Source organism: Lentzea rhizosphaerae (assembly GCF_042649515.1).
In the GTDB taxonomy this organism is placed as follows: Bacteria; Actinomycetota; Actinomycetes; order Mycobacteriales; family Pseudonocardiaceae; genus Lentzea; species Lentzea aerocolonigenes.
Window position 1 is genome coordinate 1 of record NZ_JBHRZI010000019.1, and the last position, 25,912, is coordinate 25,912.

Consider the following 25,912-nt stretch of genomic DNA (forward strand, 5'->3'; position numbering starts at 1 on the left):
GGGGGCCGAGCCCCCACACCCCAGCCGGCGGGCTGCGCCCCCGGACCCCCGCTTCGGGTCGTCGCTTCGCTCGACCCGTCCGCCCTTCGCTCGACCCGTCGGTTCGGTCGAGGACTCCTCTTCGCTTTGATCTTGCGGCTTCGATCCACTGTGGATTCGGTGTTGCCTGGTCGGGTGTGGTGTGTGAGGCTTTCGCCCGGTTTGACGTTTCGCGTGTTGTCGGGGGCGCGCACGGATCTGGGGGCTTTGACGTGAGACGGGTTTTCGGGATGCGCGGCTTCGGGCTGCGGGTGGTGCCGGTCGTGGCGGCGTTGGTGCTCGGGGCGGCGGTTCCGGCCTCGGCGCAGGACGAGGCGCCTGCTGTGGCGCAGTGGTTCTCCGACGACGATCCTGCCTTCGACGGCACCGGCAACGGTCATGACTTGGCGTTGACCGGTGTGGATGCCTGGCGGGCCGGGCGCACGGTGGCCGGGTGGGGCTCTGTCGGGTTCGACGGGGTGGCGTCCGGCGGGGCGACCACGGCGAAGGTGCTGGACGTCGGGCAGGGGTTCTCCGTGTCCGCCTGGGTTCGGCTCACCGACGACACCGTGAGCCGCACTGTGGTGAGCCAGCAGGGGACCGTGGAGTCGGCGTTCCGGCTCGGTTATGACGCGGCCTCGCACAAGTGGGCGTTCGCGTTGGCGGAGAGCGATGCCGCGGATGCCGTGCAGAAGACCGCGAAGTCGGGTGCTCCCGCCGTCGCGGGTGTCTGGACGCACCTGACCGGGACGTACGACGGCACGAGCCGTGAGGCGCGGTTGTACGTCGACGGGGTTGCGCAGAAGAAGACCGCGGTGGTGGACAACGGGTTTGGCGCCGAGGGCGAGCTGTGGATCGGCAAGGCGCTGCGCGGTTCCGCGGCCACCGAGGCGTGGCACGGTGAGCTGACCGAGATGCGGGCGTGGAACCGTGCGATCGACCCGCAGGAGGTGCGGAAGACGGCCGAGGCGGCGAAGGTCGGGGAGTGGCTGTTCAACGAGGGGAACGGGTCGCGAACGATCGACAGCTCGCCGTACGCGCGTGACATCACCTTGAGCGGTGGCGCCACGTTCGGAACGGGTCGCCGTGGGTTCGGTCTCGTGTTCGGTGGCACCGGCTCCGCGAGCACGGGTGAGCCCGTGCTGTACACCGACCAGTCGTTCACCGTGGACGTGTGGGCCAAGCTCGACGACACCGGCACCGCTCGCACGGTCCTCGCGCAGCGCGGGCCGTCCGGAGTGGACCCGTTCACGCTGAAGTACGACGGCTCGCGGTGGAGCGCCGAGATGCCGGACGCGGCGGTGAACCCGTCCAGGTGGTGGCAGGCCAAGGCCGACGCGGTCGCGGGCAGGTGGACGCACCTCGTGGCCACTTACAACGCGAGCGCGCACACGCTGACGTTGACGGTCGACGGCACGCAGAAGAGCACTGTCACCTGCGTGGTCGGCTGGAACTCCACCGGTGTGCTGTCGATCGGGCGCGGTAGCACGGGCGAGTCCTTCAACGGCAACGTCGACGACCTCGTGACGACGCAGGGCGTGCTGGTTTCCTAAGCGCCGGGGGTGCCGGCGGTCTGCCGCGAAAACGGTGGCAACCGCCGGCACCCCTGCAGCGTGTCAGTAGCGAACTGACGTTGATCAACCCTGGGGGAATGGCTTCCCGTGACGAAGAAGCTGAGACCACTCGCGCTGAGTGCTGCGCTGACGGCGAGCGTGGTCACCGCGCTGACCGCCGGCGCCGGCACCGCGTCCGCCGGGCTGTGCGGTCCGGTGGCGAACATCTTCACCGTGCAGGCGGACGGTGACCTGTGGCACTACCGGCACTCGGGTGTGCGCGACGGGTCGTTCAGCTGGGCGGGTGCCACGCAGGTCGGCTGGGGCTGGGGCGGCAAGACCTTCGCCGGTCCGAACGGCTGGCTGTTCAACATCACCACCGGTGGTGAGCTGCGCAGGCTCCGGTACAACGGCAGCGGCTGGGACACGTTCCCCGGCGGTGGGCAGTACGACACGATCGGCTGGGGCTGGGAGAAGTTCGTCCAGGACCGCAGCAAGATCACGATCGACTCGGACGGCTCGATCTACACGCTCGAGGGTGACCAGCTGCGCTGGTGGTTCTTCGACCACCAGCAGCGGGCGTGGGCACCGGGCAGCGGACGCGTGCTCGACACCGGCTGGGGCAGGTTCGACGCGATCGTCGCGAGTGGCCAGGGCAGCATCAAGGGACGCGACGACCGGGGCGTGCTGCACCACTTCCGCTACGACCGGGTGAGCGAGCGGTTCGCGCTTTACGAGACGTGGCAGCACAACCTGACGTGGACCACGCACACCAGGCTGCTGTCGGCCGGCGGTGACGTCTACTACACCGTGCTCGGCGACGGCCGGCTCGTCTGGAACTCCTACTCGGAGTACTGGAGCGACGGGTGGAAGACGTCCGCGGGCTCGACCGTCGGCACCGGCTGGGGCACCGACGTCGACGTCACCGCGACCACGTCGGACTGCAAGTACGAAAGCCTCTACTGGACGCCGAGGAACCCCGTGGTCCAGGACCAGGGGGCCATGCCGATCTCCTACCTGAACCCGAGCGGCACCAGGCACCTCGTCCGCGTCACGCCGGACAACGGGCTCACCGACCTGCACGAGGTCGGCACCGAGGGCTGGAGCGCCCAGCCGTTCGGCGGCACGTTCACCGGCGTCTCGAACGTGGTGGCGGGCGAGGCCCCCGGCACCGAGATGATCGGCGCCACGCAGCTCCAGACCGGTGACGTCGTGCTGAACACGTTGGGTGCCAACGGACAGTGGCAGGGCTTCCAGTCGCTGAAGGGCGCGATGAGGGTGGCTCCGGCGCTGGTCCGGCGCCAGGACGGTACGTTGGTCGTCTACGCGATGGGCGATCACGCGAGCGACCGCGGTCCGTATGAAGGCCAGCTCTACTACCGCAAGCAGCTGCCGAACGGTGACTTCCTGGCGTGGAAGCGGTTCAGCTCCGGGCTCGTCGTCGAGACCCCGAGCGTGATCACCCGCGGCGACGAGGTGACGATCGTCGCGCGGACGGTCAGCAACTGGAACACCGTGTTCCGCGCTGTGGGCGACCGCGTGCCCGTCGAGGTGGAGAGGACGCCGTACGTCGTCGGTCCGCGGCCGAAGCTCGTCAAGGACGCGCAGGACCGCATCATGATCGTCGACGTCGGTTGGCGGCCGGGTGAGAGTGCGGGCCTGGGTGTGTTCGTGCTCAAGGAGAAGGTGGATCGCAGCGGCTTCGAGAGCACCTGGACGTTCCTGCCGGACCTGCCGGGTGCGCCCGACTCCGAGAGCAGGCAGGTCGACGCGGTGTACCTGCCGAACGGAGCGCTCGCCGTGTCGCTGACGGGCAACGGCGGCAAGGTCTACGTGACCACGTCGAAGGGTGCCGGCAGCACGGAGTTCCACCCGTGGCAGCAGGTGAGCGGCGACGGTGAGTTCACCGAACCGACCAGCACGCGGATGGTCAACGGGTCTCTGTCCGTGGCGGCGGTCACGAGCGGCGGCTCCTACTTCCTCTACGAGGCAAGCGTTTCACAAGATCCGGCAGCTGCGCTGTCGTTCACGGGCAGGCAGGTGGCATGAAGAGGTTGAAGGCACTGGGGGTCGCCGCGGCGACGCTCGCGACGACGATCACCGCGACGGCCGCGATGAGCACGGGCACCGCGTCCGCCGCGTCGTGCGGTCCCGTCGCGAACATCTTCACCATGCAGGCGGACGGTGACCTGTGGCTGTACCAGCACGCTGACCCGACCGGAGGGTCGTTCAGCTGGGCTGGTGCCAAGCAGGTCGGCTGGGGCTGGGGCGGCAAGACGTTCGCCGGTCCGGACGGCTGGCTGTTCAACATCACCACGGGCGGCGAGCTGCGCCGGTTGCGGTACAACGGAAACGGCTGGGACACCCAGCCGGGCGGTGGCCAGTACGAGACCATCGGCTGGGGCTGGCAGAAGTTCGTCGAGTCCGCGAACCGCGGCAAGATCACCGTCGACTCGGACGGCTCGTTCTACACGCTCGAGGGCGACCAGTTGCGCTGGTGGTTCTACGACCACCAGGCGCGCACGTGGGCGCCGGGCAGCGGACGCGTGCTCGACACGGGCTGGAGTCAGTTCAGGATGATCGCCGCCAGCGGTCAGGGTGGCCTCAAGGCGAGCGACGCCAGCTATGTGCTGCACCACTTCCGCTATGACCGCGTGAGCGAGCGCTTCGTCCTCTACAAGAAGCAGCACAACTACACCTGGCAGGCGACGACCAAGCTGTTCTCTCCTGGCGGCGACATCTACTACACGGTGCAGCCCAACGTCGGAGAGCTGAGGTGGAACAGCTACTCGGAGACCTCGGACAACGGGTGGAAGGTCACCCCGGGCCAGGTGATCGGCCACGACTGGGGCACCGACGTCGACATCACCGCGACCACGTCGGACTGCGCGGCGCCCGGTTACTGGGTGCCCAGGAACCCCTCGGTCGAGGACCAGGGCTCCATGCCCATCGCTCACGTGAACCCCAACGGTGCCAAGCACCTCGTCCGGATCATGCCCGACAACCGTCTCACCGACCTGCGTGACAGCGGAATGGGCTACTGGGTCTTCGAGCCGTTCAGCGGCAGCTTCAGCGGCGTGTCGAACGTGGTGCCCGGCACGGGGACCTGGCCAGCGGAGACGTTCGGCACGACCCAGCTCCAGTCCGGTGACGTTCAACTGAACACGTTGGACGGCGGCTCGTGGCAGGGCTTCCAGTCGCTCAAGGGCGCGATGCAGGCGGCACCGGCGCTGGTCCGCCGCCCGGACGGCACGCTGGTCGTGTACGCGACGGGCGAGGGGCAGCTCCACTACCGCGAGCAGCTGCCGAACGGCGACTTCCTGGCGTGGAGGAGGTTCGGCACCGGATCGTTCACCGGGACGCCGAGCGTGCTCGGACGAGGTGACCAGGTGACGGTCGTCGGGCGGAGCGCGGACGGCACGAGCGCGAAGTTCCGCACCCAGTCCGACGGTGTGGTGCGCTGGCTGGGCCCGCTCCCGTCCACCGTGGGCCCGAGGCCCAAGCTCGTCAAGGACGCGCAGGACCGCATGCTGCTGGTCGACGTGGGGCCCCGCTGGGGCGAGGGGGCCGGGCTGGGTGCCTTCGTGATCCACGAGCAGGCCGGTCGCGACAACTTCGAGGACACCGTGAGGTTCCTGCCGGACCTGCCGGGTGCTCCCGACTCCGAGAGCAGGGAGCTCGACGCGGTGGTGCTGCCGAACGGGGCGCTCGCCGTGTCGCTGACGGCCGGCGGCAAGGTCTACGTGACCACGTCGAAGGGCGCGGCCACGAGCACGGAGTTCCACCCGTGGCAGCAGATCAGCGCCGAGGGCCTGAACGCCGAGTTCACAGAGCCGACCAGCATCCGGATCGCGGGCGGGGACCTGTTCGTGACCGCGGTGACCAGCAACGACTCCTACTACCTCTTCGACGCAAGGGTCCCGCAGGACCCGGCGGTTGCGCCGTCGTTCACCGGAAGGCAGGTGGCCTGACGTGACGAACAGGCTGAAGGCACTGGGTCTCGCCGCGGCGACGCTCGCGACGACGGTCACCGCGATGGTCAGCGGGGCCGGCACGGCCACTGCGGGGTACCTGTCCTGCAAGCCGGTCGCGAACATCTTCACCATGCAGGCCGACGGCGACCTGTGGCGCTACCAGCACGCGGGGGCGGCCGACGGGTCGTTCAACTGGGCGGGCGCCACGCAGGTCGGCTGGGGCTGGGGCGGCAAGACCTTCGCCGGTCCGAACGGCTGGCTGTTCAACATCACCACCGGTGGTGAGCTGCGCAGGCTCCGGTACAACGGCAGCGGCTGGGACACGTTCCCCGGCGGTGGGCAGTACGAGACGTTCGGCTGGGGCTGGCAGAAGTTCGTCGAGTCCGCGAACCGCGGCAAGATCACCGTGGATGTCGACGGCTCGTTCTACACGCTCGAAGGCGACCAGTTGCGCTGGTGGCACTACGAGCAGGACGCGCGCCGGTGGGCGCCGGGCAGCGGACGAGTGCTCGACGTGGGCTGGAGCCGGTTCGACCTGATCGCCGCGAGCGGCAGCGGTGGCCTGCAGGCACGGGACAGCTCCGGCGCCCTGCACCGGTTCCGCTACCACCGCGACACCGAGCGGTTCATGGTGCACGACCAGTCCGCCGCAGGGTGGCAAGGTCACAGCAAGCTGTTCTCCGCGGGCGGTGACGCCTTCTACGCGGTGCGCCCGGACACGGGGCAGCTGCTGTGGAACAAGTACGACGAGTTCGAGAGCTACGGCCAGTGGCAGACCTCCGCCGGCTCGGTGGTCGGTTCCGGCTGGGGCACCGACATCGACATCACGGCCACGACGAACGACTGCGCGGTCAACGGCCTGAGGCAACCCGCCCCGGTGGGTGGCTGGAGCAGCGGCGCCGACTGGACCAGGACCATCACGCCGGGCTCGGGTGGCACGCACGTGGTCGGGGTCAACGGCAACAGGGAGATCGTGGACACCCGCTCGACCGGCTCCGGCTGGACCAAGCGTGTCGTCGGCAGCCAGTTCGGTGGTATCTCGGCCCCGGTGTACGACGACGAGGCCGGTACCGCGGTCGTCGGTGCCACCGAGTACGAGACGGGGGACGCCAAGCTCTTCACGCTGAGGAACGGTGAGTGGCAGGCGCCGTTGTCCCTCAAGGGCAGGCTGGCGGCGACGCCGGAGGTGGTGCAGAGGTCCAACGGCACTCTCGCGCTCTACGCCCTGGGCCACAACAACGCACATCCGCAAAGGGGCACGGGACTCGTCCGCGAGCAGTTGGCCAGTGGCGAGTTCGTCGCGTGGCGCCCGTTCGGTGTCGCCCACGAGAACTACATCACTTCGCCGTCGGTGATCAGCCGAGGTGACGAGACGACGATCGTCTTCAACACCGAGCGTTCGACGGAGTGGTACCGGCACACCCCTGGCACCACTCCCGTGCGCAAGGGCACTCTGGTCAACGCGACCGCCCGGGTCGCACTGGCAGGGGATGGCAAGGACGGCATTCTCGCCTTCGGCCACTTCGTCCACGACGGGAAGAACGAGATCGGGCTCCTGCGCGAGAAGGCTGACCGCTCGGGATTCGAGACCACGTGGGAGCTCGTCGGAGGTGTGCTCACGGAAGGGCCCTTCCGCACTCCGCTCGACGCTCAGCTGCTGCCGAACGGCTCGGTGGCCGTGACGGCGATCGTCGGCTCCCAGCCGCTGGTGACGACCTCGAAGGCTGCGGGTGGACGGGAGTTCCACCCGTGGGCGCGGGTCTCGCCGGACGGCTACCCGCACACCTTCACCTTCACGCCGGGCCTCGCGCTGACGCGGGCGGGCGATCTCGCGCTCTCCGTGCAGGACGACAGCAACGCCCACCACCTGTGGACGGCGTCGGTGACGCCTGACCCGGCGGCGCCGCTGCAGTTCACCGGCGGCAAGATCGGCTGATCTGTCGCACGACCCGCGGCCCGGTACCTCGGCGAGGTGCCGGGCCGCGGGTCGTTGACCGGCCGGTTTCCGCGGTTCCCATTGACAGCCAATACTGGTTTACACCAGTATCGAACGTGCTCGGTTGACCAGGGGGAGTGGGCATGGCGGGTGCACATCTGCGCGTCGACAACCGGTTGATCCACGGCCAGGTGACGGTCGCGTGGACGGGGGGTCTCGGAGTGCGGCGACTGGTCGTCTGCAACGACGAGGTGGCCGGTGACGATCTGCAGCGGATGTTGCTCCCGCAGGCGGCGAGGGGGCTGCCGACCGAAGTGCTCACGGTCGCCGAGGTGGTGGAACGCGTCTGGGGGGAGGACGTGATGCTCATCGCGAAGCATCCGGCAGACGCGTTCCGGCTCGTCGAGGGTGGGGTGCGGCCACGGGTGGTCAACGTCGGGAACGTCGCACCCCGCCCCGGCGAGAGCTACACGATGGTCACCCGGTCGATCGCGGTGACCCCGCAGGACGCGGCAGGTTACCGCCGGCTCGCCGCGGCGGGGATTCCCGTGGTGGCGCAGATGATGCCGCGCGACAAGGCGGCTGACTTCACCGCGCTGCTCGAGCGGAAAGGGCTGTAGCCGCGGATGATCGTCGCGCTGGCTTTGACGCTGTGGGCAATCATCTGCACGTACGACGTTCTGGGGCCGTTCCTGCTCTTCGCGGGACGTCCCCTCGTGGCGGGCTCAGTGGCCGGTCTCATCACCGGTGACCCGTTGCTCGGCATGGCGATCGGCGCGACGCTCGAACTGGTTGCATTGGGGGTCTACCAGTACGGCGGCGCGACGATTCCGGACTACCAGACCGGAGCCATCGTCGGCACCGCGCTCGCGGGGAGTGCGGCCGGACCACTGAGCGCCCAGGTGGCGGTCGGGATCGCGGTGGCCCTGCCCGCCGCGATCCTGTTGTCCGCCTTGGACCCCGTCGGCAAGATGATCACGACGGGCCTGGTGCACCGGGCTGACCACTACGCCGCGTCGGGGGACGCGCGTGGTCTGGCCAGGATCCACTGGCTCGGTCTCGTGCCGTGGTGCGGGGTTCGCGCGGTTCCCACGTTTCTCGCGGCGCTGACCGCGTCCAGCGGTGTCGTCGAGAACCTCACCAAGGGGATTCCGCAGGGTTTCGTGAACGGCATGACGCTCGCCGGGTCGCTGTTGCCGGCGGTGGGGTTCGCGTTGCTGCTGTCGATGATGCAGCTGTCGCGGTACTGGTACCTGTTGCTCATCGGGTTCGTGGCGTTCGCGTACGTGGACGTCCCGGTGCTGGGCATCGCGATGCTGGGCGTCGCGATCGCGTTCCTGGTCGTCGGCAGGGCTGATCGGCCGGCACCGGCGCCCGTGCCGGAAGAGGTGTCCGAAGTGGACAGGCGGCTGACCGAGCAGGACGTCAGGAGGTCGTTCCGCCGGTACTTCTGGTCGAGCCAGATCTCGTGGAACTACGAGCGGATGCAAGGGCTCGGTTTCGCGTACGCCATGGAACCCGTGCTGCGCAAGCTCTATCCGGACAAGCAGGACTACGTGCTGGGCCTGCAACGGCACATGCAGTTCTTCAACACCTCGGTGCTGGTGGGCGGGCCGTTGATCCTCGGGTCGGCCATCGCGCTGGAGGAGGCGCGGTCGCCCGAGTCCGCCGAGGGCACCAAGGTCGCGTTGATGGGGCCGCTCGCCGGGATCGGTGACACGCTCGTCTTCGCGCTGTACAACAGCATCATCTTCACCATCGGCGCGTCGCTCGCCTTGCAGGGCAACTGGTTCGGGCCCGCGTTCGCGATGGTCATGGTGCTGGTCCCGTACGCGCTGGTGCGCCGCTGGCAGTTCCGCTTCGCCTACCGCGAGGGCAAGAGGCTGGCCGCCCGCTTCGCCATCGGTGCGCTGGACCGTCTCTCGCAGGGCGCGACCGTGCTCGGGTTCGTCGTGCTCGGCGGCTTCATCCCGTTGAGCGTCAAGGTCGTCACCACGCTGACCTACCGGCAGACCGCGAGCGTCGACGGTCAGCAGGTCACGCAGACCGTGCCGATCCAGGAGCGGCTCGACGACCTGCTGCCCCACCTGCTTCCCGTGCTGGTCACCGCCGGGGCGTACCTGCTGCTGACCAAGGCGAGGCTCAAGCCCGTGCTGGTCATCGGCATCGTCGTCGCCGTGGGCGTGACGCTGGGCTGGTTGGGCTGGTTCGCACCCGCCGTGCCGAAGAGTTAGGAACCGCCGATGACCATTCCCGTCGTTCTGGCCGGGCACGGCGCGTTGCCGTCCGGAGTCGCCGGCGCGGCCGAGCTCGTGCTGGGCCCGCAGCCCCGGCTCGCCGTCTGCGAGCTCGGCCCCGCCGAGGATCCGGACTCCTACGGCGAACGGCTCGCGGCCCTGACCCGCGGTGCTGCCGTGCTGGTGCTGGTGGATCTACCCGGTGGCACGCCCGCCAACCGGGCGAAGCTGCTTGCCGCGCGCCGGGAGGGGATGAGGATCGTGACCGGCCTCAACCTGCCGATGGTGCTGGAGGTGTTGGTGCGCAACGGTGACGTGGACGAACTGGCCGAGCGCGCGCTGTCGGCGGGACGGGACGGGGTTCTGGCCGAACCGGTGCTGACCCGATGACGCTCCTGCTCGCGGCCGGGCGAACGGTGATCACGCCGGGGCCGGGCCACCCGATGGGCGGTTACCTGGCCAGGGAGGGCGTCGCCACCGGCGTGCACGACGACCTGGAGGCGACGCTGGTCTGGTTGTCCTCGGACGACGATCCGGGCGTGGTCTGGGTGACGCTCGACGCGCTGGCGGCCGACGTCGCGCTCACCGACGCGCTGACCGCCGTGGTCGCGGCGGAGACGGGTGTGCCCGCCGAGCGCGTGCTGGTGTGCGCCTCGCACACGCATTCCGGGCCGGACGGGTGGACCGGGTCGATCCACCCCGGACTGCCTGCCGAGCTGGAACCCGAGCTGGTCGGACGCCTGGTGGACCAGGTGCGGGAGGCGGCGCGACAGCTCTGTCCACATCGGACACCGGTGGTCGCGCGCTGGAACGAGGGGATGGCCGCGCGGATCGGTGCGAACCGGCACCGGCACGACGGGCCGCACGACGGGTCGGTGGGTGTGCTGACGTTGCACCACCTCGACGGCAGCGCGGCGGCCATGCTCTTCGACTACGCGAGCCACCCGACCGTTCTGGGCCCCGACAACCTCGCCTGGTCGGCGGACTGGCCGGGGGTCGCCCGCCGCGAGCTGGCCGCGCACGCCCCGGTCGTCGCGTTCCTGCAGGGCGCGGCGGGTGACGCCAGCTCGCGGTTCGTCCGGCGCGGCCGCGGCTACGCCGAGGTGACCGCGCTCGGCGGCCTGCTCGCCGAGTCGATCACGCGCCTGCTGCCGTCCGGACGGGCGGTTGACGGTCCGGTCCGGCTGACGCAGACCACGTTGCGCCTGCCCTACCGCGCGTTGCCCTCGATCCCGGAGTGCCGGCGGCTGCGCGAGGGTGCGGAACTCGGGTGGCGGAAGGTGTTGTCGGGCGGGGAGAACGACCCGGCCGTCCGCGTCGCGCGCACCCGGTACGAGGGGGCGCTGATGCTCTCCACGCTGGCCGCGGAAGGCCTGGTCGGGGAGGCGGAGATACCGGTCACCGTCGTGTCGCTGGGCGAGGTCGCCTGGCTGCACACGCCGTTCGAGCTGTTCTCCTCGATCGCACTGCGGATCAGGGCGGCCAGCCCGTTCGCGCACACCAGGGTGATCGGCTACACCAACGGCTACTTCGGCTACCTGCCGGACCACGACGCCTACCGCGACGGGCTCTACGAGTCCTACATCGCGCTGGTGGAACAGGGTTCAGCCGACGTGGTGGTGGATCGCTGCGCGGAGCTGCTGCACGCTCACCGCGAGCGGCGCGCGGTGGTGAACACGGTGTAGCGGTCGGCCCGGTAGAGCGAACGTCCCGCCTCGATCACCCGGCCGTCCGCCGAGTGCAGCGTGCCGCTCAGCACGAGGCACGGCTGGGTCGGCTCGATCTGCAGCAGTGCGGCGTCCGGTGGCTGCGGCAATTCGGCGCTGATGGCCGTGTCATTCCACTCCGGAACGACGCCGAACCGCTCTTCGAGCGTCTTGTGCAGCGACATCGCGGCCCAGTCGAGTTCGTCGATTCCGGGGAAGTGGTCGAGTGAAAGGTTCGTGCGTTCCAGAGCGAATGGCTCGTCATCGACCAGACGGAGTCGTTCCAGGCGGAAAATCGGCGCACCCGGAGGAATGTTCAGGCGGCCTGCGATCTGTGCGCCCGCGGATTCCACGAGTGCCAGCAAAACCTTTGTTCCAGGTACTGCGCCGCGTGCCTTGATGTCCTCGGTGAACGAGGTCAGCATGTCGATCTGCCTGGGCGGACGCTCCGCCGTGAAGGTGGCGTTGCCGTGCTGGCGGTACAGTTGCCCGTCCGCCACCAACCGGTTGATCACCAGCCGGACCGTGCTTCTGGAGATTTGGTAGTGCTCGGCCAGAAATCGTTCCGACGGAATCAGCCTGCCGGGCCCGGCGTCGGTCGCGATGGTCTCCAGAATTTCCCTGAGCTGGTCGCCCTTGGGGCGGTCCGGCGCCAGCGCGTCGGGCAGATTCAGATCGTCCGCGGGGACGTGTTTGGGCCGTGGCACTTTGCCATTATGCCTCACTGATCGGTGAAATGGTCGCGGCCAGTCGACGGCTCCGTATGCCTAGTTGATCAAGGCCGAACGGCGGATTGAGCAACGCCGTTGGGGCGCTACCTTCGTCAAAGTTTCAACGACCGCTTCGGGAGCTTCTGGTGCTGCGGAAGTCCTTGTCATTTCTCATGGTTCTCCTCACGTGTGCGTGCACTGTGGAGAGTCCGGCTCCTCCTGTGCGCTCTGTCGTGCCCACGCCCACCCTGGTCACCGACGCGCGGCAGATGCCGGTGATCGTTCGCGAGGTGATCGACGCCCGCACGGTCGAGCTCGACGGTGGCGACCGCGTCCGGATCTCGCTGCTCGCCGCACCCGCGGAGTGCTGGGCCGCCGCGGCGGTCGCGTTCGCGAGGAAGACCTTGCTGGGACGGCCCGTCCGGGTCTCGTCCCTCATCCCCGGCGAGGTGAACCTGTGGCTCGAGGACGGCACGGACTACGCGTTGCTCGCCGTGCGGGAGGGCGTGCTGCGGGCGCAGGGCGCGGCCGGCGCGTTCGCCGATGCGGAAGTCGCCGCGGCGCGCGAGAACCGCGGCCTGTGGGGAAGTCCTTGTGAGGGCTTGGACGTCACGACGACGACGCCGCCTCCGAAACGCGTGCAGCCGACGAAGCCTGTCGTGACCACCACGCCTTCGGCTGTGGCTCCGCCGCCGCCTCCGCCGCCTTCGTCTCCGCCTGCGCCCGTGCCGCCGTGCGCCGTCACGTATCGGGTCAGTGGACAGTGGCCGGGCGGCTTCCAGGGTGGCATCAGGATCAGGAACACCGGTCCTGCCGCGATCAACGGGTGGACGTTGCGGTGGTCGTTCGCCGACGGGCAGACCGTGACGAACATGTGGAACGCGACGTCGTCGCAGCGAGGTGCGGCCGTCAGTGCGACCAACGTGTTCTACACGGCGACGATCGCGCCCGGCGGTGAGGTCGAGATCGGGTTTCTCGGGTCGTTGCGCGACCGGAACGCGGCTCCTGCGTCGTTCACGCTCAACGGAACGGTCTGTGCGAAGGGCTGAAGGTGCGGCAAGATAAATTAGTAATTAACTGATTGATCTTGCTGAAGGTGGAACGTGCAGGTCATCATGGCTGTCCCGCTGCACGCCGAAGTCGATCGCGACCTCGGTGGTCGCTGGACAACGCTGCGCACGGCCCACCGCGAGTGGCTGTGGCACCGCGCCGACCCCGCTCGTTCCGCGGTGGCGCCGGGTGACCCGTTCGTCGACGCGGGTGGCCTGGAGGAGTGCATCCCGACCGTCCGCGGCACGCCCGACCACGGCGACGCCTGGAGCCGGCCGTGGCACGAGACCGGTGGACTGTCCGGACTTCACGCTCCGCCGGGTGATCGGCTCGCAGAACGGCGCCGTCGTAGCGGACTACGAACTGACCGCTGAGCCGGGCTACCGGTTCGTGTGGGCGGCGCACGCGTTGCTCGACGTAGGTGTTTCCGCTCGTCTGGTGGTTCCCGCCGGCACTCCGGTGCTGATCACCGATCCGGCGCCGGTGCACGACGAGTGGCCCGCGGGGCTCGCCGATCTCGGCCCCGACGACGGCACGGCTGTCGGCGCGATTGTCGAGCACGGCCAGATCCGCGTGGTGGATGGAGATCATCAGCTCGACCTGCGCGTGGAGTGCACCGATCAGCCCGTCTCGATCGCCCTGTGGCGCAACCTGCGGGGCTGGCCGGAAGCCGGCCCGTACCGCAGCATCGGCGTGGAACCCTTGCTGGGCCGCACTTTCGACCGCGACGACCCCACCCGCCCGGTCGCGATCGTGCCTGCGTCGGAACCGTGCGCTGGCGCCTGACCATCACCGCCTTCGTGGAAGGACGGGCATGACGCTGACGCAGTGGGACTTCGAGCAACTCGAACTCGGCGAAGGCGCCCGCTGGATCAACGGCAGGCTGGTCGCGGTCGACCTCCTGGCCGGACGCGTGCTGGAAACGCCCGGCGACGTCCCCGCCCCGTTCCAGGAAATCGCCCACCTCCCGGTCCCGGTGGGCGCGGTCGCCCCGATCCGCGACAGCGAAGGCGCATCGCGGCGCCCTGCACCGCCTCGACGCACCCTCACCAGTCCTCAAAGGACTGACGACCCCGAACGGCCCAGCGTTCACCCACGACGGCAAACACATGTACCTCGCCGACAGCGCCCGAGGCGTCGTTCACCGCTTCGACCTGGACCCCGACGGCGAACCAGGCCCCAGCCGCGCCTTCCTGCACACCCCGCACCACACCCCGGAAGGCATGACCACCGACGTGGCGGGCAACGTGTGCATCGCCTTCTGGGGCGCCTCAGTCGTGCGCCGCTACCGCCCGGACGGCCGCCTGGGCCAGGAGGTGCGGCTGTCGGCGCGTCAGCCCACGAGCGTCTGCCTGGGCGGCCCGAACCTGAACCGCCTCTTCATCACCACGGCCAAGCACGGGCTGCGCCGCCCAACGTTGTACGACGGCGCGTTGTTCGCGGTCGACGTCGACGTTCCCGGCCGCCCGGCGAACGAGTACGTGCCTGCTGACAGCTGATCTGCCCACAGCAGAGAAAGCGCGCACCCTCCGCGCCGACCGGCATCGTCGGTGCCATGACGAACAACGAGAAGCTCTTCAGCCCAGGGCTGCGAGAACGGTTCTTCGGTCAGCGGGTGCTGATTCTCGACGGCGCGCTCGACGACGACAACGGCACGGTGCTGGCGACCCAGATGCTGTCGCTGGCGAGCGAGGATCCGCGGCAGGACATCGCGTTGTGGATCCACTCGCCGGGTGGTTCGGTGCCCGCGATGCTCGCCATTCGCGACGTCATGCGACTCGTGCCGTGCGACGTGGCGACGCTGGCGCTCGGGCTGGCGTGCAGCGCGGGGCAGTTCCTGCTCTCGGCGGGCACCAAGGGCAAGCGGTTCGCGTTGCCGCACGCGCGGATCCTGATGCACCAGGGGAGTGCGGGCATCGGTGGCTCCGCGGTGGAGGTGGAGGTGCAGGCGGACGACCTGCGGCACACCAGGGACACCGTGCTCGGGCTCATCGCCGAGGACACCGGGCAGCCGTTCGACCGGATCTTCACCGACTCGCTGCACGACAGGTGGTTCACCACGGCACAGGCGCGTGAGTACGGGTTCATCGACCACGTCGTCAGCGACCTCGGGCAGGTCGTGCCCGTCCGCATGCACAAGCTGGGACTTCACTCGGGGGCCGTCGCATGAGCAGCTACACGATTCCCAACGTCATCACGCGCGACGCACGCGGCGAGCGGGTCATGGACGTCTACTCGCACCTGCTGTCCGAGCGGATCGTCTACCTCGGCACCGGAATCGACTCGGGCGTGGCCAACGCGTTGATCGCGCAGCTGTTCCACCTGGAGGCCGACAACCCGGACCTGGAGATCAACCTCTACATCAACTGCGAGGGCGGCGACCCGTCCGCGATGCTCGCGCTGTACGACACCATGCGCTACATCAAGGCGCCGGTGGCCACGACGTGTGTCGGCCAGGCCGTCGCGGCGGGCGCCGTGCTGCTCGCGGCGGGAGCGGAAGGACGCCGGTCCGTTCTGCCCCACTCGCGGGTCGTGCTGCACCAGCCGGCGGCGCAGGGGCGTGGCACGATCCCCGACCTCATCCTGGCGGCGGACGAAGTGGTGCGGGTGCGCACGCAGCTGGAGAACATCCTGGCCCGGCACACCGGTCGGAGCGTGGACGAACTGCGCCACGACACCGACCGGGACCGCGTGTTCGACGCGCCGGGTGCCGTTGAGTACGGGCTCGCGGACCAGGTATTGGACCAGCGGGCGTAGGTGCGGCCCGCCCAGCCTGGGGGTGGGCGGGCTTGGGCACGGCGTGGCTGTGAGGAAGCCAGCGGGTTTGGTGGCGGACGCCCGGTGACCGGTGGGCTGCCAAGAGTCCGTCCGCTACTGCTCCTGTTTTGGCGCGAAAAGCACGTTCTGGCCATCTATCGGCCCCAATGTCACGTTCGCGCCAAACGGGCCTGGGGAGCGAACGTGACGTTCGGGCGATCTAGCGGCCCGAACGTGCTTTTCGCGCCAAAACCGGGGCAGCGACGGTGCGGACAGGATTTCCGGCCAGGGCTTAGCAAAGCCTAGGCCACCATCAACACCGCACCCATCGCCACCGGCCCCGACGGACGGCCGGTCGGACGTGAGGTGTGGAAGTGGCTGACCTGCTGTACGCGGAGGTGGCGGACCTGGCCGGCGACACCGATGAGCAGGTCGGCCAGGTCGATCTCCAGCGCGCCCGCGACCGCGGCGATCATCTCGCTCGACGGCTCCTTGCGGCCGCGTTCGATCTCGGACAGGTACTGCACCGAGATGCCTGCCCGTTCGGCCACGTCGACCAGGCGGTCGCCCCGGTCCTCTCTGGTCTCGCGCAGCTTCCGGCCCAGGGCCTCACGCCACAACGGTTCGGGAGTGCGCTTGAAGTCCAGGATCTCCGCCATGTCGTCATGGTGACAGCAGCGAGACCGGAGCAAACGGGGGTTCTGCTGTCAGCAGAAAGACGGCCCTAAAACCACCCGAAGGTGACCGAAAGAGCTCTGAGCAGGCTGTTCCCCGCACGGCAACGACCACCAAGGGGAGACACCGCAATGAGAATGCTCATCGGTCTGGGCGCCGCCACGCTCGCCGCGATCGCCATGCCCGCCGTCGCGCACGCCGCGCCGCACACGACGGTGTACGTGAACAACCACCAGCTCGTCATCGAGGCCGAGGCCGGCAAGACGAACAACGTCGTGGTCGCGCTGGACACCGCGAACCACCGGCTCAGCATCACCGACTCCGGTGACCTGCTGGCCGTCGGCGCCGGCTGTTCGCTCAGCGGCACGACCGTGTACTGCACCTACGAGACCGGCGCCACGAAGCTGATCACGTCGGTCCGGGTCAACGCCGGTGACCTCAACGACCGCATCGCGATCAACTACGACAACACGAACGGCGACGCGATGCCGGCCTACGTGTACGGCGAGGAGGGCAACGACGTCATCGAGACCCGTGCCAGGGGCACGATCAGCGGTGGTGACGGCGTCGACACGTTGCGGCCCAAGCGCGGTGGCGTGAACGTCTACGGCGGGGCCGGTGCGGACCGCGTCGACTACAACAACGGCAGCGCGCTGCACCCGAACTCGGGCGTCTCGGTCACCATCGGCTCGGGCACGGACGACGGCTACGACACGTTGGCGCTGAAGGACTACGTCGCGAGCGACGTCGAGAACCTGACCGGCACCAACTACGTCGACCACCTGGTCGGCAGCGCGGCGGCCAACAGCATCCTCGCGCTCGGCGCCAACGACCTCATCTGGGGCCTCGCCGGCAACGACACCCTCAACGGCGGCCTCGGCGTGGACACCTGCCTCGACGCCGAGGCCGGCGACACGCTCGTCAGCTGCCCCTGACCTTAAGACCGCTTTAAGCGAGCGCGGCATCCTTCGGGTCCGCGGGCTGAGAGGGCCCGCGGACCCGAAGGGGGATGGACGTGAAGGTGATGAGCACGGCGTTGCTCGTGCTGGGCTTGACCAGTCCTGCCGTCGCGCACGCCGCGACCGAGGTCGTGGTGGCGCACGAGACCAGCTCGGCGACGTCGAGCGGCAAGACCGTCGAGGTCGCCTGCCCGGACGGCACGAAGGTCGTGGGCACCGGCGGTTCGGTGACCGGCGAGCGGACGACGATCACGCGGGTGCGGCCGAGTGACGACCTCACGAGCGTCGAGGTCACCGCGGTCGAGCACGGTGCGGGGACCGTGCAGTCGTGGACGGTGACCGCGCGGGCCACCTGCGCGCCCGGCGAGTTCACGCTGGTGTCCAAGAGCAGCACCAAGAACGCCGAGGTTGCCTGTCCCGGCAACCAGAAGGCGCTCGGCGTCGGGGGAGAGACCGGCGGCGGGCACTTCACCAAGATGGCGCCCAAGAACAACCTCAAGGGCGGCGTGATCGAGACGTCCGGCAACACCGACGTCACGGCGCACGTGATCTGCGGGACGCGGCCGGGACTCGTCCTGCGCGGCGGTACCCCCACCGTCGTGATGACCAGGACGGCCTCGAAGTCCGTTGCCTGTCAGGACGACGAGCAGGTCGTCAGCGCCGGCGGTGCGGTCGCGGGCGCGATCATCGACGACGTCGTCCCGGCCGGCCCCGGCGCGGTCGTCTCCGGTGAGGGGACGGACGCGCAGGGCCAGGCCATCCGCTGGTCGATCACGCCCTACGTCGTGTGCTCCCGATGAAAACTCCTGGGAACGGCCGCGGATCGACCTCGATCTCCCGCATCCGGGTGACGTAGGTCTGGTAGCACCTCCGAGCTTCGCCGTGGCTCCCTGCGGCGGCGAGGACGCGCACCAGCATCAGGTGCGCCGGCTCGTCGTACGGGTCGCGTTCCAGTACGCGCAGGCAATACCTGCTGGCCAGCGCGTACTCCCCACCGGACTCGGCCCGTGCGGCGAGCACCGCCACCACCTGCAGGTAGATCAACCGGGCTTCCTCGCGCAACCGCGCCGCCCAGTCCTCGTACGGGTCCTCCTCCAGGAAGTCGCCGTGGTACGCGGACTCGGCGGCCGCCAGCAGCGACTGCGCCTCGGACGAGTTCCGTTGCGCCGCAGCGAGTCCGGCGCGTGCGTCGGCGAGGAACGCGACCACGTCGACGGGCAGCACGTCCGGGTCGAGCCGGATCGCGTCACCCTCCGCCACGATTCCCGCGCCCGCCCGCAGCACGCTCCGCGCCGTGGACAACGCCACCGCCAGCCGGTTCGCGACCTTCTCCGGTTCCTCGTCCGGCCACAACAGGTTTCCCAGTCCCTCACGGGTGATCGGCCGTCCGCGCCGCGCGATGAGGATCTTCACCAGGTCCCTCGCCTTGCGCGACTGCCACGCGGCGGGCGGCAGCGGTTCGCCGTCGCGCAGCACCCGGAACCCGCCCAGTGTCTGGATGAACAACGCCGGCCTGCTCGCTTTCCTGCACGTCTCGGCAACGGCCGCGGCGGCCTCGGCGAGCACCCGCGCACCGAGATCCGCGGCCTGCTGCCGTGCCTCACCGGCCAGCTGTTCTCCCGCCGCACCACCGACCAGCGCCGCCTGCGCCGTGCGCACGCGCACCTCGCCGAGCGGGTCACCGATCTCGCGCCACAGCGCCAGCGCCTGGTCGAGCAGCACCGAGTCGTTCTCCAGGGCTCCGCGCAGCTGCAACGCCCGTGCGAACCCCGCCCGGTCACCCCGCCTCGTCGCGACCTCCGCCGCCTCCTGGCACAGGTCCTTGGCCGCGTCGAGCCGTGCCAGCACCAGCAGCGCCGCCACGCTTTCGCCCAGCTCCAACGCTTTGCGGGCGTGCTCGCGTGCCAGATCGGGGTCGTCGCAGGCGAACAGCTCGGCCAGCCCGACGTGCGCCAGCACCAGGTGTGGCACGGTGTTCTTGGCCGACGCGAGCCGCAACGCCTCCTGCAGAGCGAACCCTGCCAGCGCGCGGTCGCCACGCAACCGGTGCACCTCGCCCAGGTACACCAACGGTGCGGCCGCGAGCCAGCTGCCCGCCTGGTCGAACACCTGTTGTGCGGCGTGGAAGTCGGCAGCCGCCTCGTCCAGCCTGCCGAGCCCGAGCAACGCCTCGCCGCGGTTGTGCAGCCCGATGGCCCGGTAGGTCGCGAACCCCGTGACGTCCGCGAGCGGCAGCATCTCCTCGATCTCCTGCAACGCCGCCCGGTGCTCACCCGCCTCGACGTGGTGCGACGCGCGGTTCGAGCGGATGCGGATGACGCCGAGCACGTCGCCGGCCTTCTGCGCGTGGTCCAGCGCGATGTCGTAGTGCTCTGTCAGCTCGTCACGTTTTCCTCGTGCCGCGGCGACCATCGCGAGCACGGTGTGCGCGGTTCCGATCGCGGCGTCACCGGTCGCCGTCTCCAGCGCCGTCAAAGCCTTGGCCGACGCGGCTTCCAGATCACCCAGCGCCCAGTGCGCGCTCGCGGCCGTGCTCAGGACCATCGACTCCGCGGTCGGGTCCGAGCCGTCGGGAACGTAGCCGTCGCACATCTTCAACGCGTCCTGCGGCCCGCCGCGCAGGTGCTGGATCCACGCCATGCGCCACGCGAGTTCCGCGGTCAACCCGTCCTCGGTGGCACGGGTGAACCTGTCGGCCGCCTGCCGCCACTCGCCGCGCAACTGGTGCGCGACGCCTTCGAGCTGCCACACCTCGGCCGTGCGCAGGTCTTCCGGTACGCGCCGGGTCGCGGTCAGCACGGCGTCCGCGCCCGCCGTCCGCAGCACGTCGCCGAGCAACGCCGTCACACCGGGCCAATCCTCCAGTGCGGCAAGGGAATCCACCGCACGCACGTACTCACCGCGTGACGCGAACCAGCGCGCTGCGTCCGCGTGCACGTCCACCGCCGGCTCCAGGAACTCCCGCGCGAGCGGCACGAGCGCGAACCACCCCGGCTCGGCGCGCACGTGCTCGACGAACAACCCGCGCCGGGCGAGCTCCGGCAGAACCACCGCGGCTTCGGTGTGCCCCAACGAGATCAGCAGGTCGGTCGTGAACCGGTCGAACGCGGCAGCCGTCCTGAGCAGTTCCCGCGTCTGTTCCGGTTCCCTGCCAACGACTTCCTCGACCAGGTCGCCGAGCTCCTCCACGGTGCCCGTCTCCGCGACCAGCCGCACCGCGATCGGCCAGCCGCCGGTGACGTGGTGCACGTCGTGGCCGGCGACTGCGGCTGTCTCCTCGTGGGTGAACGCGAGCTGGGCCGCGGTGATCTCGGTCAGCTCGCCGTCGATCTTCAGACGCCGCAACGAGAACGGTGGCGGTGTGCGTCCGGACAACACCATCCGAGCGCTCGGCGGCAGCTGGAGGCAGAGCGCCTCCAGCAACACCGAGGCCGGATCTTCCGGTCTCAGCACGTGGATGTCGTCGAGCACGATCAACACGTCCTCCGGCCACGCGTCGGCCAGCAGTCCCGCGACGGCGTGCGCCCGCCCGGCTTCGTCCTCTCCGGACACGGCGGGAACGCTGGTCCACCCGGCTGCCAGCGCGGACGCCATCGGCTGCACCAGCCGATGGCCTTCCTGGCAGGTGTGCCACACGACCTGACGGTCGGTGTGCGCCTGGGTCAGCAGCGTCGTTTTGCCGTAACCGGCTGGTGCGACCAGCGTCGTGAGCCTCGTCGTGCAGAGCAGCCCTTCCAACCGGGGCCGCCGGATCACCGTTGTCCTCCCACGCCCCAAGATCGTCGCACCTCAGGCAACGTTACAGACGTATTCGGGCAGATAACGACAGGTTGGCAGTGACTGCCAGCCTGGCGTACGGTGGCAGCATGGGAATCGACTTCGGGAAGCAAACGGTGCTGGTCACCGGGGCGAGCGCGGGCATCGGTGCGGAGTTCGCCAGGCAGCTCGCGGCACGCGGATCGAGCCTCGTGCTGGTCGCGCGCCGCAAGGACCGGCTGGAAGAGCTGGCGGAAGCGCTGCGGGAGGCGCACGGCGTGACCGTGCACGTCGTGGCCGCGGATCTCGCGCAACCGGGCATCGGTGAGCGGCTGGCGCGGGAGGTCGCGGGCTTCGGCGTCACCAGCGTCATCAACAACGCCGGGTTCGGGAACTACGGCCCGTTCCACGAGGAGGAGCCCGAACGGTTGCGGCAGGAGGTCGCGGTCGACGTCAACGCCGTGGTCGAGATCAGCAGGGCGTTCATCGAGTCGTTGCGCGCCAACGGTGACGGCTTCCTCGTCAACGTGGCGAGCGTGGCCGCCTACCAGGCGAGCCCGTGGATGTCGGTCTACGGCGCGACGAAGGCGTTCGTGGTGAGCTTCACCGAGGGCCTGTGGGTCGAGTCGCGTGGCACGGGTCTGCGCGTCATGGCACTCTCACCCGGCGCGACGCGCACGGAGTTCTTCGAGGTCGCGGGCAGCGAGGAGATGGCGGGAAGGCTGCCGATGCAGACCGCCGGCGAGGTCGTCGCGACGGCGTTGCGCGCACTGGACCGCCGGGTCACGCCTCCCACCGTCATCCCGGGCAGGATGAACCGGACGCTGGCGTTCGCCTCGCGGCACCTGGCCTCCCGCGCGCTGAACGCCAGGGTGGTCGGGCGAATGGCGCAGCGCCGATAGAGTGGGGTCATGGAGAAGCCGGCGACGCTGTGGGACCGGTCGCGTCAGGCCGTGGTGGCCGAGATCGTCGACACGGCGCTGACGTTGTTCGCCGAACAGGGCTACGAGGCGACGACGATGGCGCAGGTCGCCACGCGGGCGGGGGTGTCGCAACGCTCGTTGTTCCGGTACTTCGGCACCAAGGAAGATCTCGTCTGCGGCGAGCAGGACGCCCTGGGTGCGCTCCTGGTGTCCACCGTCGCGGCCGAACCCGCTGATGTGTCCACTTGGGACGCTCTGAAGGCCGGGTTCGTCGCGATCCTCACCGCGTCGGACCACACGCCGGAACGGCTGCTCGAGATCTCCACGCTGATCTTCGACAACCCGTCGCTGCGCGCCAGGTACAGCGAGAAGCGGCTGAAGTGGCAACGGGCGCTCGTGCCCGTGGTCGAGCAGCGGATGGGCATCGAGTCCGGTGAGATCCCGGATCCGCGCGCGATGGGCGTCATCGCCACGACGTTCGCGTGCATCGACGCGGCGTCGGAGCTGTGGGTCCGCCACGGCGGCAAGGCTGATCCGTGCGAGCTGTACGAACAAGCGCTTGCCGCCGTGCGCGGTTAGACCGTCACTTCGGTCTTCTTGCGGCGCAACCGGAGCACGACCGCCGTCACCAGCAGCACCACGAGAATGCTGTACGCGACCGCCGCGAACGGACTCGTGACCAACGCGCTGAGCGAGCCCTCGCTGATCTGCAGGGTGCGGCGCACCTGTTCCTCCGCCATGGGCCCGAGGATCAACCCGACCACGAGCGGTGCGACCGGATAACCGTGCCGCCGCATGAAGAACCCGACGACACCGATCACCAGCAGCACGATCAGGTCGTCCACGACGAAGTTCACCGCGTAGGTGCCCAGCGCCGCGAACAGCAGGATGCCCGCGTACAGGTACGGCCGCGGGATCTGCAGCACCTTCACCCAGATCTTCACCAGCGGCAGGTTCAGCACGAGCAGCATCAGGTTGCCGATGTACAGCGACGCGATCAGCGCCCACACCATCGCCGAGTTGTTGGTGAACAGCAACGGTCCCGGCTGGATGCCGTAGCTCTGGAACGCCGCCACGATCACGGCGGCCGTCGCGGTCGTGGGCAGGCCCAGCGTCAGCAGCGGCACGAGAACGCCTGCCGCGGCGGCGTTGTTGGCCGCCTCCGGACCCGCCACGCCCTCGATGGCACCGCGGCCGAACTCCTCCGGCCGTTTCGAGAGCTTCTTCTCGGCCGCGTACGACAGGAACGTCGACACGTCCGCACCACCGGCCGGCACGGTGCCGATCGGGAAGCCGATGAACGTGCCGCGCAGCCAGGGCTTCCACGAACGGGCCCAGAAGTCCCGCGTGAACCACTTGCCACCGACGGGAATCACCTCGATCGGCCCGTGCCGCAGCCGCGACGCCACGTACAGCGCCTCACCGACCGCGAACACCCCGACCGCCACCACGACCACGTCGATCCCGTCGGCCAGCGTCGTCACCCCGAGGGTGAAGCGCTGCTGACCGGACAACGTGTCGGTGCCGACCAGGCCGATGAACAGGCCGAGACCCAACGACGCCAGCCCGCGCAACGGTGAGGATCCGAGCAGAGCGGCCACGGTCGTGAACGCCACCACCATCAGTGCCACGTAGTCGGCGGGACCGAGCTGCACGGCGATGTCCGCGATGCTCGGTGCCAGCAACGTCAGCAGCACCGTGGCGATCGTGCCCGCCACGAACGACCCGATCGCCGCCGTCGCGAGCGCCGCCGCACCACGTCCGGCCTTCGCCATCTTGTTGCCCTCTAAGGCAGTCACGATGGACGCGGACTCACCGGGTGTGTTGAGCAGGATCGACGTCGTCGAGCCGCCGTACATGCCGCCGTAGTAGATGCCCGCGAAGATGATCAGCGCGGCCGTCGGGTCCAGCGAGTACGTCAACGGCAGCAGCAACGCCACCGTCATCGCCGGTCCGATGCCCGGCAGCACGCCGACGGCGGTGCCGAGCGTGACGCCCAGCAACGCGTAGAGCAGGTAGGCGGGCTGCGCGGCGGTGGCGAAACCCTCCAGCAGAGCGGTGATGCTATCCATCGAGGAACGGCACCCCTTCGAGAATCCCGGCGGGCAGCGACAGTCCGAGACCGGACGCGAACACCACCTGCACGACCAGTGCCAGCACCACCGCGATCGGCAGCGCGCGCCACCAGACCGCGCCCAACGTCCAGGCGGCGCCGAAGAACAGCAGCGCCGCCGCGACCGGCCAGCCGACGAGGTCGATCAGGGCCAGGTGCGCGACGAGGAACGCGACGAGCTTGCCGACGGTGACCCAGTCGGTGCGGACCTCCGAGTCGACGTCCTCAGCCTCCTCGGCCTCGCCGAGCTTCCCGCGCGCCACCGCGATGATCGCCGCCACGCCCGTTACGACGAGCAGGATCCCGACGGCGTAAGGAAAGGCGCGCGGGCCGACGGCGTTGTCGTCGCGCGCGACGATCGTGGTCGCGTCGATCAGGGTGAACGCCCCGATCGCCGCGACCAGACCGCCGAACGCGTACTCCTCGACCTTCTCAGAGATCACTTCACGAGCCCGATGTTCTGCAGCGCGGGGCGGATGCGGCCGATCTCCTTGTTGAGGAACGTGGAGAACTCGCTGCCGGTCAGGAACGTGTCCGTCCAGCCCTTCTTGCTGAGCTCGTCCTTCCACTGCTGGCTCGCGTGCATGTCCGTCACGAGCTTGGTCAGCCGGTCCTTGGCCTCGGGCGCGATCCCGCCCGGCGCCACGACCCCGCGCCAGTTGATGAGCTCGACGCCCAGGTTCTGCTCCTTGAACGTCGGCACCTTCAGCGTCGCGTCCTGGTTGGGGCCGGACGTGCCGAGCGCGCGCAGCTTGCCCGCCTTGATCTGCTCGCGGTACTCGCCCACACCGGAGATGCCGGCGTCGACCTTCTTGCCCAGCAACGCGGCCAGCGACTCGCCGCCACCGGAGTAGGGCACGTAGTTGAGCTTGTCCGGCGAGATGTCCTTCGCCTTGAGGAGCATGCCGGCGAGGATGTGGTCGGTGCCGCCGGCCGAACCGCCGGTGATCGAGACGCCCTTGCCCTTCTCGGCGATGGCCGCCAACAGGTCGTCGGTCGTCTTGAAGGGCGAGTCCGCCGGGACCACGAGCACCTCGTCCTCGGCGGTGAGCCGTGCGATCGGTGTCGTTTCCTCCAGCCGCGCCGCGGACGCGTTGGTCTCCACGGCCCCGACCATGACCAGGCCGGTGATCATCAGGAACGAGGTCGACTTCTCGTTGGCGAGCTTCTGCAGCCCGACCGTGCCGCCCGCGCCGCCGACGTTGCTGACCTGGACGAAGTTCGCGAGCTTGGCCCCGCTCACCGCCGACTGCATCGACCGCGCGGTCTGGTCCCAGCCGCCGCCGGGGTCGGCCGGAGCCATGATCTCCAGCTTCGCGATGGAGTCACCGCCGCCCGCGCTCTTCGCGCCCTGCCCACATCCGGCGAGCACCAGTCCGACAGCGGTGACCGCCACCGCTCGTCTCCAGCCCGTACCCATCGAGCACTCCTCGCTTCGTTGCGAACGTTGGGCGGGGACGCTAGGTAACTGCCGACGGGCTCGTAAGGGTTCGGTCGTAAGGTCCGTATTGGTCGTTTAGTTCGTGACCTGTTTCACAGATGATG

23 protein-coding genes and 1 pseudogene are annotated in these 25,912 nt (G+C 69.4%); 18 read left to right on the forward strand and 6 right to left on the reverse strand.

What is annotated here, in order from left to right:
- Positions 1-251: 251 nt before the first annotated feature.
- The 8 genes from ACFOWZ_RS24005 to ACFOWZ_RS24040 all read left to right on the forward strand — a co-directional run bounded on the left by ACFOWZ_RS24005 (position 252) and on the right by ACFOWZ_RS24040 (position 11,403).
- Positions 252-1,571, forward strand: a complete 1,320-nt coding sequence (locus tag ACFOWZ_RS24005; protein ID WP_382376061.1) for a LamG domain-containing protein — start codon at positions 252-254, stop codon at positions 1,569-1,571.
- A 108-nt stretch (positions 1,572-1,679) separates the two neighbouring features.
- A complete protein-coding gene (locus ACFOWZ_RS24010; protein ID WP_382376063.1) occupies positions 1,680-3,620 on the forward strand; it encodes a tachylectin-related carbohydrate-binding protein in 1,941 nt (646 codons plus the stop codon).
- On the forward strand, positions 3,617-5,542 hold the full coding sequence (locus ACFOWZ_RS24015; protein ID WP_382376065.1) for a hypothetical protein: 1,926 nt from the start codon (positions 3,617-3,619) through the stop codon (positions 5,540-5,542). The genes ACFOWZ_RS24010 and ACFOWZ_RS24015 overlap by 4 nt, the downstream gene beginning before the upstream one ends.
- 1 nt (position 5,543) lies before the next feature.
- Entirely contained in the window at positions 5,544-7,481 is a 1,938-nt protein-coding gene (locus ACFOWZ_RS24020) for a tachylectin-related carbohydrate-binding protein (RefSeq protein WP_382376067.1), read from the forward strand.
- Between the two features lie 143 nt (positions 7,482-7,624).
- Entirely contained in the window at positions 7,625-8,101 is a 477-nt protein-coding gene (locus tag ACFOWZ_RS24025) for a PTS system mannose/fructose/N-acetylgalactosamine-transporter subunit IIB (RefSeq protein WP_382376068.1), read from the forward strand.
- A gap of 6 nt (positions 8,102-8,107) precedes the next feature.
- Positions 8,108-9,715, forward strand: coding sequence for a PTS system mannose/fructose/sorbose family transporter subunit IID (locus ACFOWZ_RS24030; protein WP_382376069.1), 1,608 nt, complete (start codon positions 8,108-8,110; stop codon positions 9,713-9,715).
- A gap of 9 nt (positions 9,716-9,724) precedes the next feature.
- A complete protein-coding gene (locus ACFOWZ_RS24035) occupies positions 9,725-10,108 on the forward strand; it encodes a PTS sugar transporter subunit IIA (RefSeq protein WP_382376070.1) in 384 nt (127 codons plus the stop codon).
- Positions 10,105-11,403, forward strand: coding sequence for a hypothetical protein (locus ACFOWZ_RS24040; RefSeq protein ID WP_382376072.1), 1,299 nt, complete (start codon positions 10,105-10,107; stop codon positions 11,401-11,403). The genes ACFOWZ_RS24035 and ACFOWZ_RS24040 overlap by 4 nt, the downstream gene beginning before the upstream one ends.
- Here the strand turns inward: ACFOWZ_RS24040 and ACFOWZ_RS24045 are convergent.
- Positions 11,367-12,149: a GntR family transcriptional regulator gene (locus ACFOWZ_RS24045; protein WP_382376074.1), complete on the reverse strand. Its 783-nt coding sequence runs from the start codon at positions 12,147-12,149 to the stop codon at positions 11,367-11,369. The two genes, ACFOWZ_RS24040 and ACFOWZ_RS24045, sit on opposite strands and share 37 nt — an antisense overlap.
- A 206-nt stretch (positions 12,150-12,355) precedes the next feature.
- Between ACFOWZ_RS24045 and ACFOWZ_RS24050 the strand changes: the two genes are divergently transcribed.
- The 6 genes and pseudogenes from ACFOWZ_RS24050 (at position 12,356) to ACFOWZ_RS24075 (ending at position 15,941) form a co-directional block, all read left to right on the forward strand.
- Positions 12,356-13,183 carry a cellulose-binding domain-containing protein gene (locus ACFOWZ_RS24050; RefSeq protein ID WP_382376076.1) on the forward strand — a complete coding sequence of 276 codons (828 nt, stop codon included), beginning with the start codon at positions 12,356-12,358 and terminating at the stop codon, positions 13,181-13,183.
- Positions 13,184-13,237: 54 nt separating this feature from the next.
- Positions 13,238-13,558: a hypothetical protein gene (locus tag ACFOWZ_RS24055; protein WP_382376078.1), complete on the forward strand. Its 321-nt coding sequence runs from the start codon at positions 13,238-13,240 to the stop codon at positions 13,556-13,558.
- Positions 13,506-13,970 carry a hypothetical protein gene (locus ACFOWZ_RS24060; RefSeq protein ID WP_382376080.1) on the forward strand — a complete coding sequence of 155 codons (465 nt, stop codon included), beginning with the start codon at positions 13,506-13,508 and terminating at the stop codon, positions 13,968-13,970. The genes ACFOWZ_RS24055 and ACFOWZ_RS24060 overlap by 53 nt, the downstream gene beginning before the upstream one ends.
- A gap of 230 nt (positions 13,971-14,200) precedes the next feature.
- Positions 14,201-14,683: pseudogene (locus tag ACFOWZ_RS24065) on the forward strand (SMP-30/gluconolactonase/LRE family protein); the annotation flags it as partial.
- Positions 14,684-14,739: 56 nt separating this feature from the next.
- On the forward strand, positions 14,740-15,354 hold the full coding sequence (locus tag ACFOWZ_RS24070) for a ClpP family protease (RefSeq protein ID WP_030466653.1): 615 nt from the start codon (positions 14,740-14,742) through the stop codon (positions 15,352-15,354).
- Entirely contained in the window at positions 15,351-15,941 is a 591-nt protein-coding gene (locus ACFOWZ_RS24075; protein ID WP_382376082.1) for a ClpP family protease, read from the forward strand. The genes ACFOWZ_RS24070 and ACFOWZ_RS24075 overlap by 4 nt, the downstream gene beginning before the upstream one ends.
- Before the next feature lie 302 nt (positions 15,942-16,243).
- Here the strand turns inward: ACFOWZ_RS24075 and ACFOWZ_RS24080 are convergent, their stop codons facing one another.
- Positions 16,244-16,600 carry a helix-turn-helix domain-containing protein gene (locus ACFOWZ_RS24080; protein WP_030466651.1) on the reverse strand — a complete coding sequence of 119 codons (357 nt, stop codon included), beginning with the start codon at positions 16,598-16,600 and terminating at the stop codon, positions 16,244-16,246.
- 147 nt (positions 16,601-16,747) lie between these two features.
- Here ACFOWZ_RS24080 and ACFOWZ_RS24085 point away from each other — a divergent pair, with 147 nt between their 5' ends.
- Together ACFOWZ_RS24085 and ACFOWZ_RS24090 are read left to right on the forward strand one after the other, a co-directional pair.
- Positions 16,748-17,551: a calcium-binding protein gene (locus ACFOWZ_RS24085; RefSeq protein ID WP_382376085.1), complete on the forward strand. Its 804-nt coding sequence runs from the start codon at positions 16,748-16,750 to the stop codon at positions 17,549-17,551.
- An 80-nt stretch (positions 17,552-17,631) separates the two neighbouring features.
- On the forward strand, positions 17,632-18,375 hold the full coding sequence (locus tag ACFOWZ_RS24090; protein ID WP_382376087.1) for a hypothetical protein: 744 nt from the start codon (positions 17,632-17,634) through the stop codon (positions 18,373-18,375).
- On the opposite strand, the gene ACFOWZ_RS24095 is transcribed toward ACFOWZ_RS24090, so the two are convergent.
- Complete coding sequence (locus ACFOWZ_RS24095; RefSeq protein ID WP_382376089.1) at positions 18,347-21,331, reverse strand: BTAD domain-containing putative transcriptional regulator; 2,985 nt, start codon at positions 21,329-21,331, stop codon at positions 18,347-18,349. The genes ACFOWZ_RS24090 and ACFOWZ_RS24095 overlap by 29 nt on opposite strands.
- A 110-nt stretch (positions 21,332-21,441) precedes the next feature.
- Between ACFOWZ_RS24095 and ACFOWZ_RS24100 the strand changes: the two genes are divergently transcribed.
- Together ACFOWZ_RS24100 and ACFOWZ_RS24105 are read left to right on the forward strand one after the other, a co-directional pair.
- Complete coding sequence (locus ACFOWZ_RS24100) at positions 21,442-22,233, forward strand: SDR family NAD(P)-dependent oxidoreductase (protein ID WP_382376091.1); 792 nt, start codon at positions 21,442-21,444, stop codon at positions 22,231-22,233.
- A 9-nt stretch (positions 22,234-22,242) separates the two neighbouring features.
- Positions 22,243-22,833, forward strand: coding sequence for a TetR/AcrR family transcriptional regulator (locus ACFOWZ_RS24105; RefSeq protein WP_382376093.1), 591 nt, complete (start codon positions 22,243-22,245; stop codon positions 22,831-22,833).
- On the opposite strand, the gene ACFOWZ_RS24110 is transcribed toward ACFOWZ_RS24105, so the two are convergent.
- From ACFOWZ_RS24110 to ACFOWZ_RS24120, 3 genes are read right to left on the reverse strand one after another with little or no spacing between them, the layout of a single operon-like run.
- Positions 22,830-24,326, reverse strand: a complete 1,497-nt coding sequence (locus tag ACFOWZ_RS24110; RefSeq protein WP_030466645.1) for a tripartite tricarboxylate transporter permease — start codon at positions 24,324-24,326, stop codon at positions 22,830-22,832. The genes ACFOWZ_RS24105 and ACFOWZ_RS24110 overlap by 4 nt on opposite strands.
- On the reverse strand, positions 24,319-24,810 hold the full coding sequence (locus tag ACFOWZ_RS24115; protein WP_382376096.1) for a tripartite tricarboxylate transporter TctB family protein: 492 nt from the start codon (positions 24,808-24,810) through the stop codon (positions 24,319-24,321). The genes ACFOWZ_RS24110 and ACFOWZ_RS24115 overlap by 8 nt, the downstream gene beginning before the upstream one ends.
- Entirely contained in the window at positions 24,807-25,787 is a 981-nt protein-coding gene (locus tag ACFOWZ_RS24120) for a Bug family tripartite tricarboxylate transporter substrate binding protein (RefSeq protein ID WP_382376098.1), read from the reverse strand. Before ACFOWZ_RS24120 ends, ACFOWZ_RS24115 begins: the two co-directional genes overlap by 4 nt.
- Positions 25,788-25,912 lie beyond the last annotated feature (125 nt).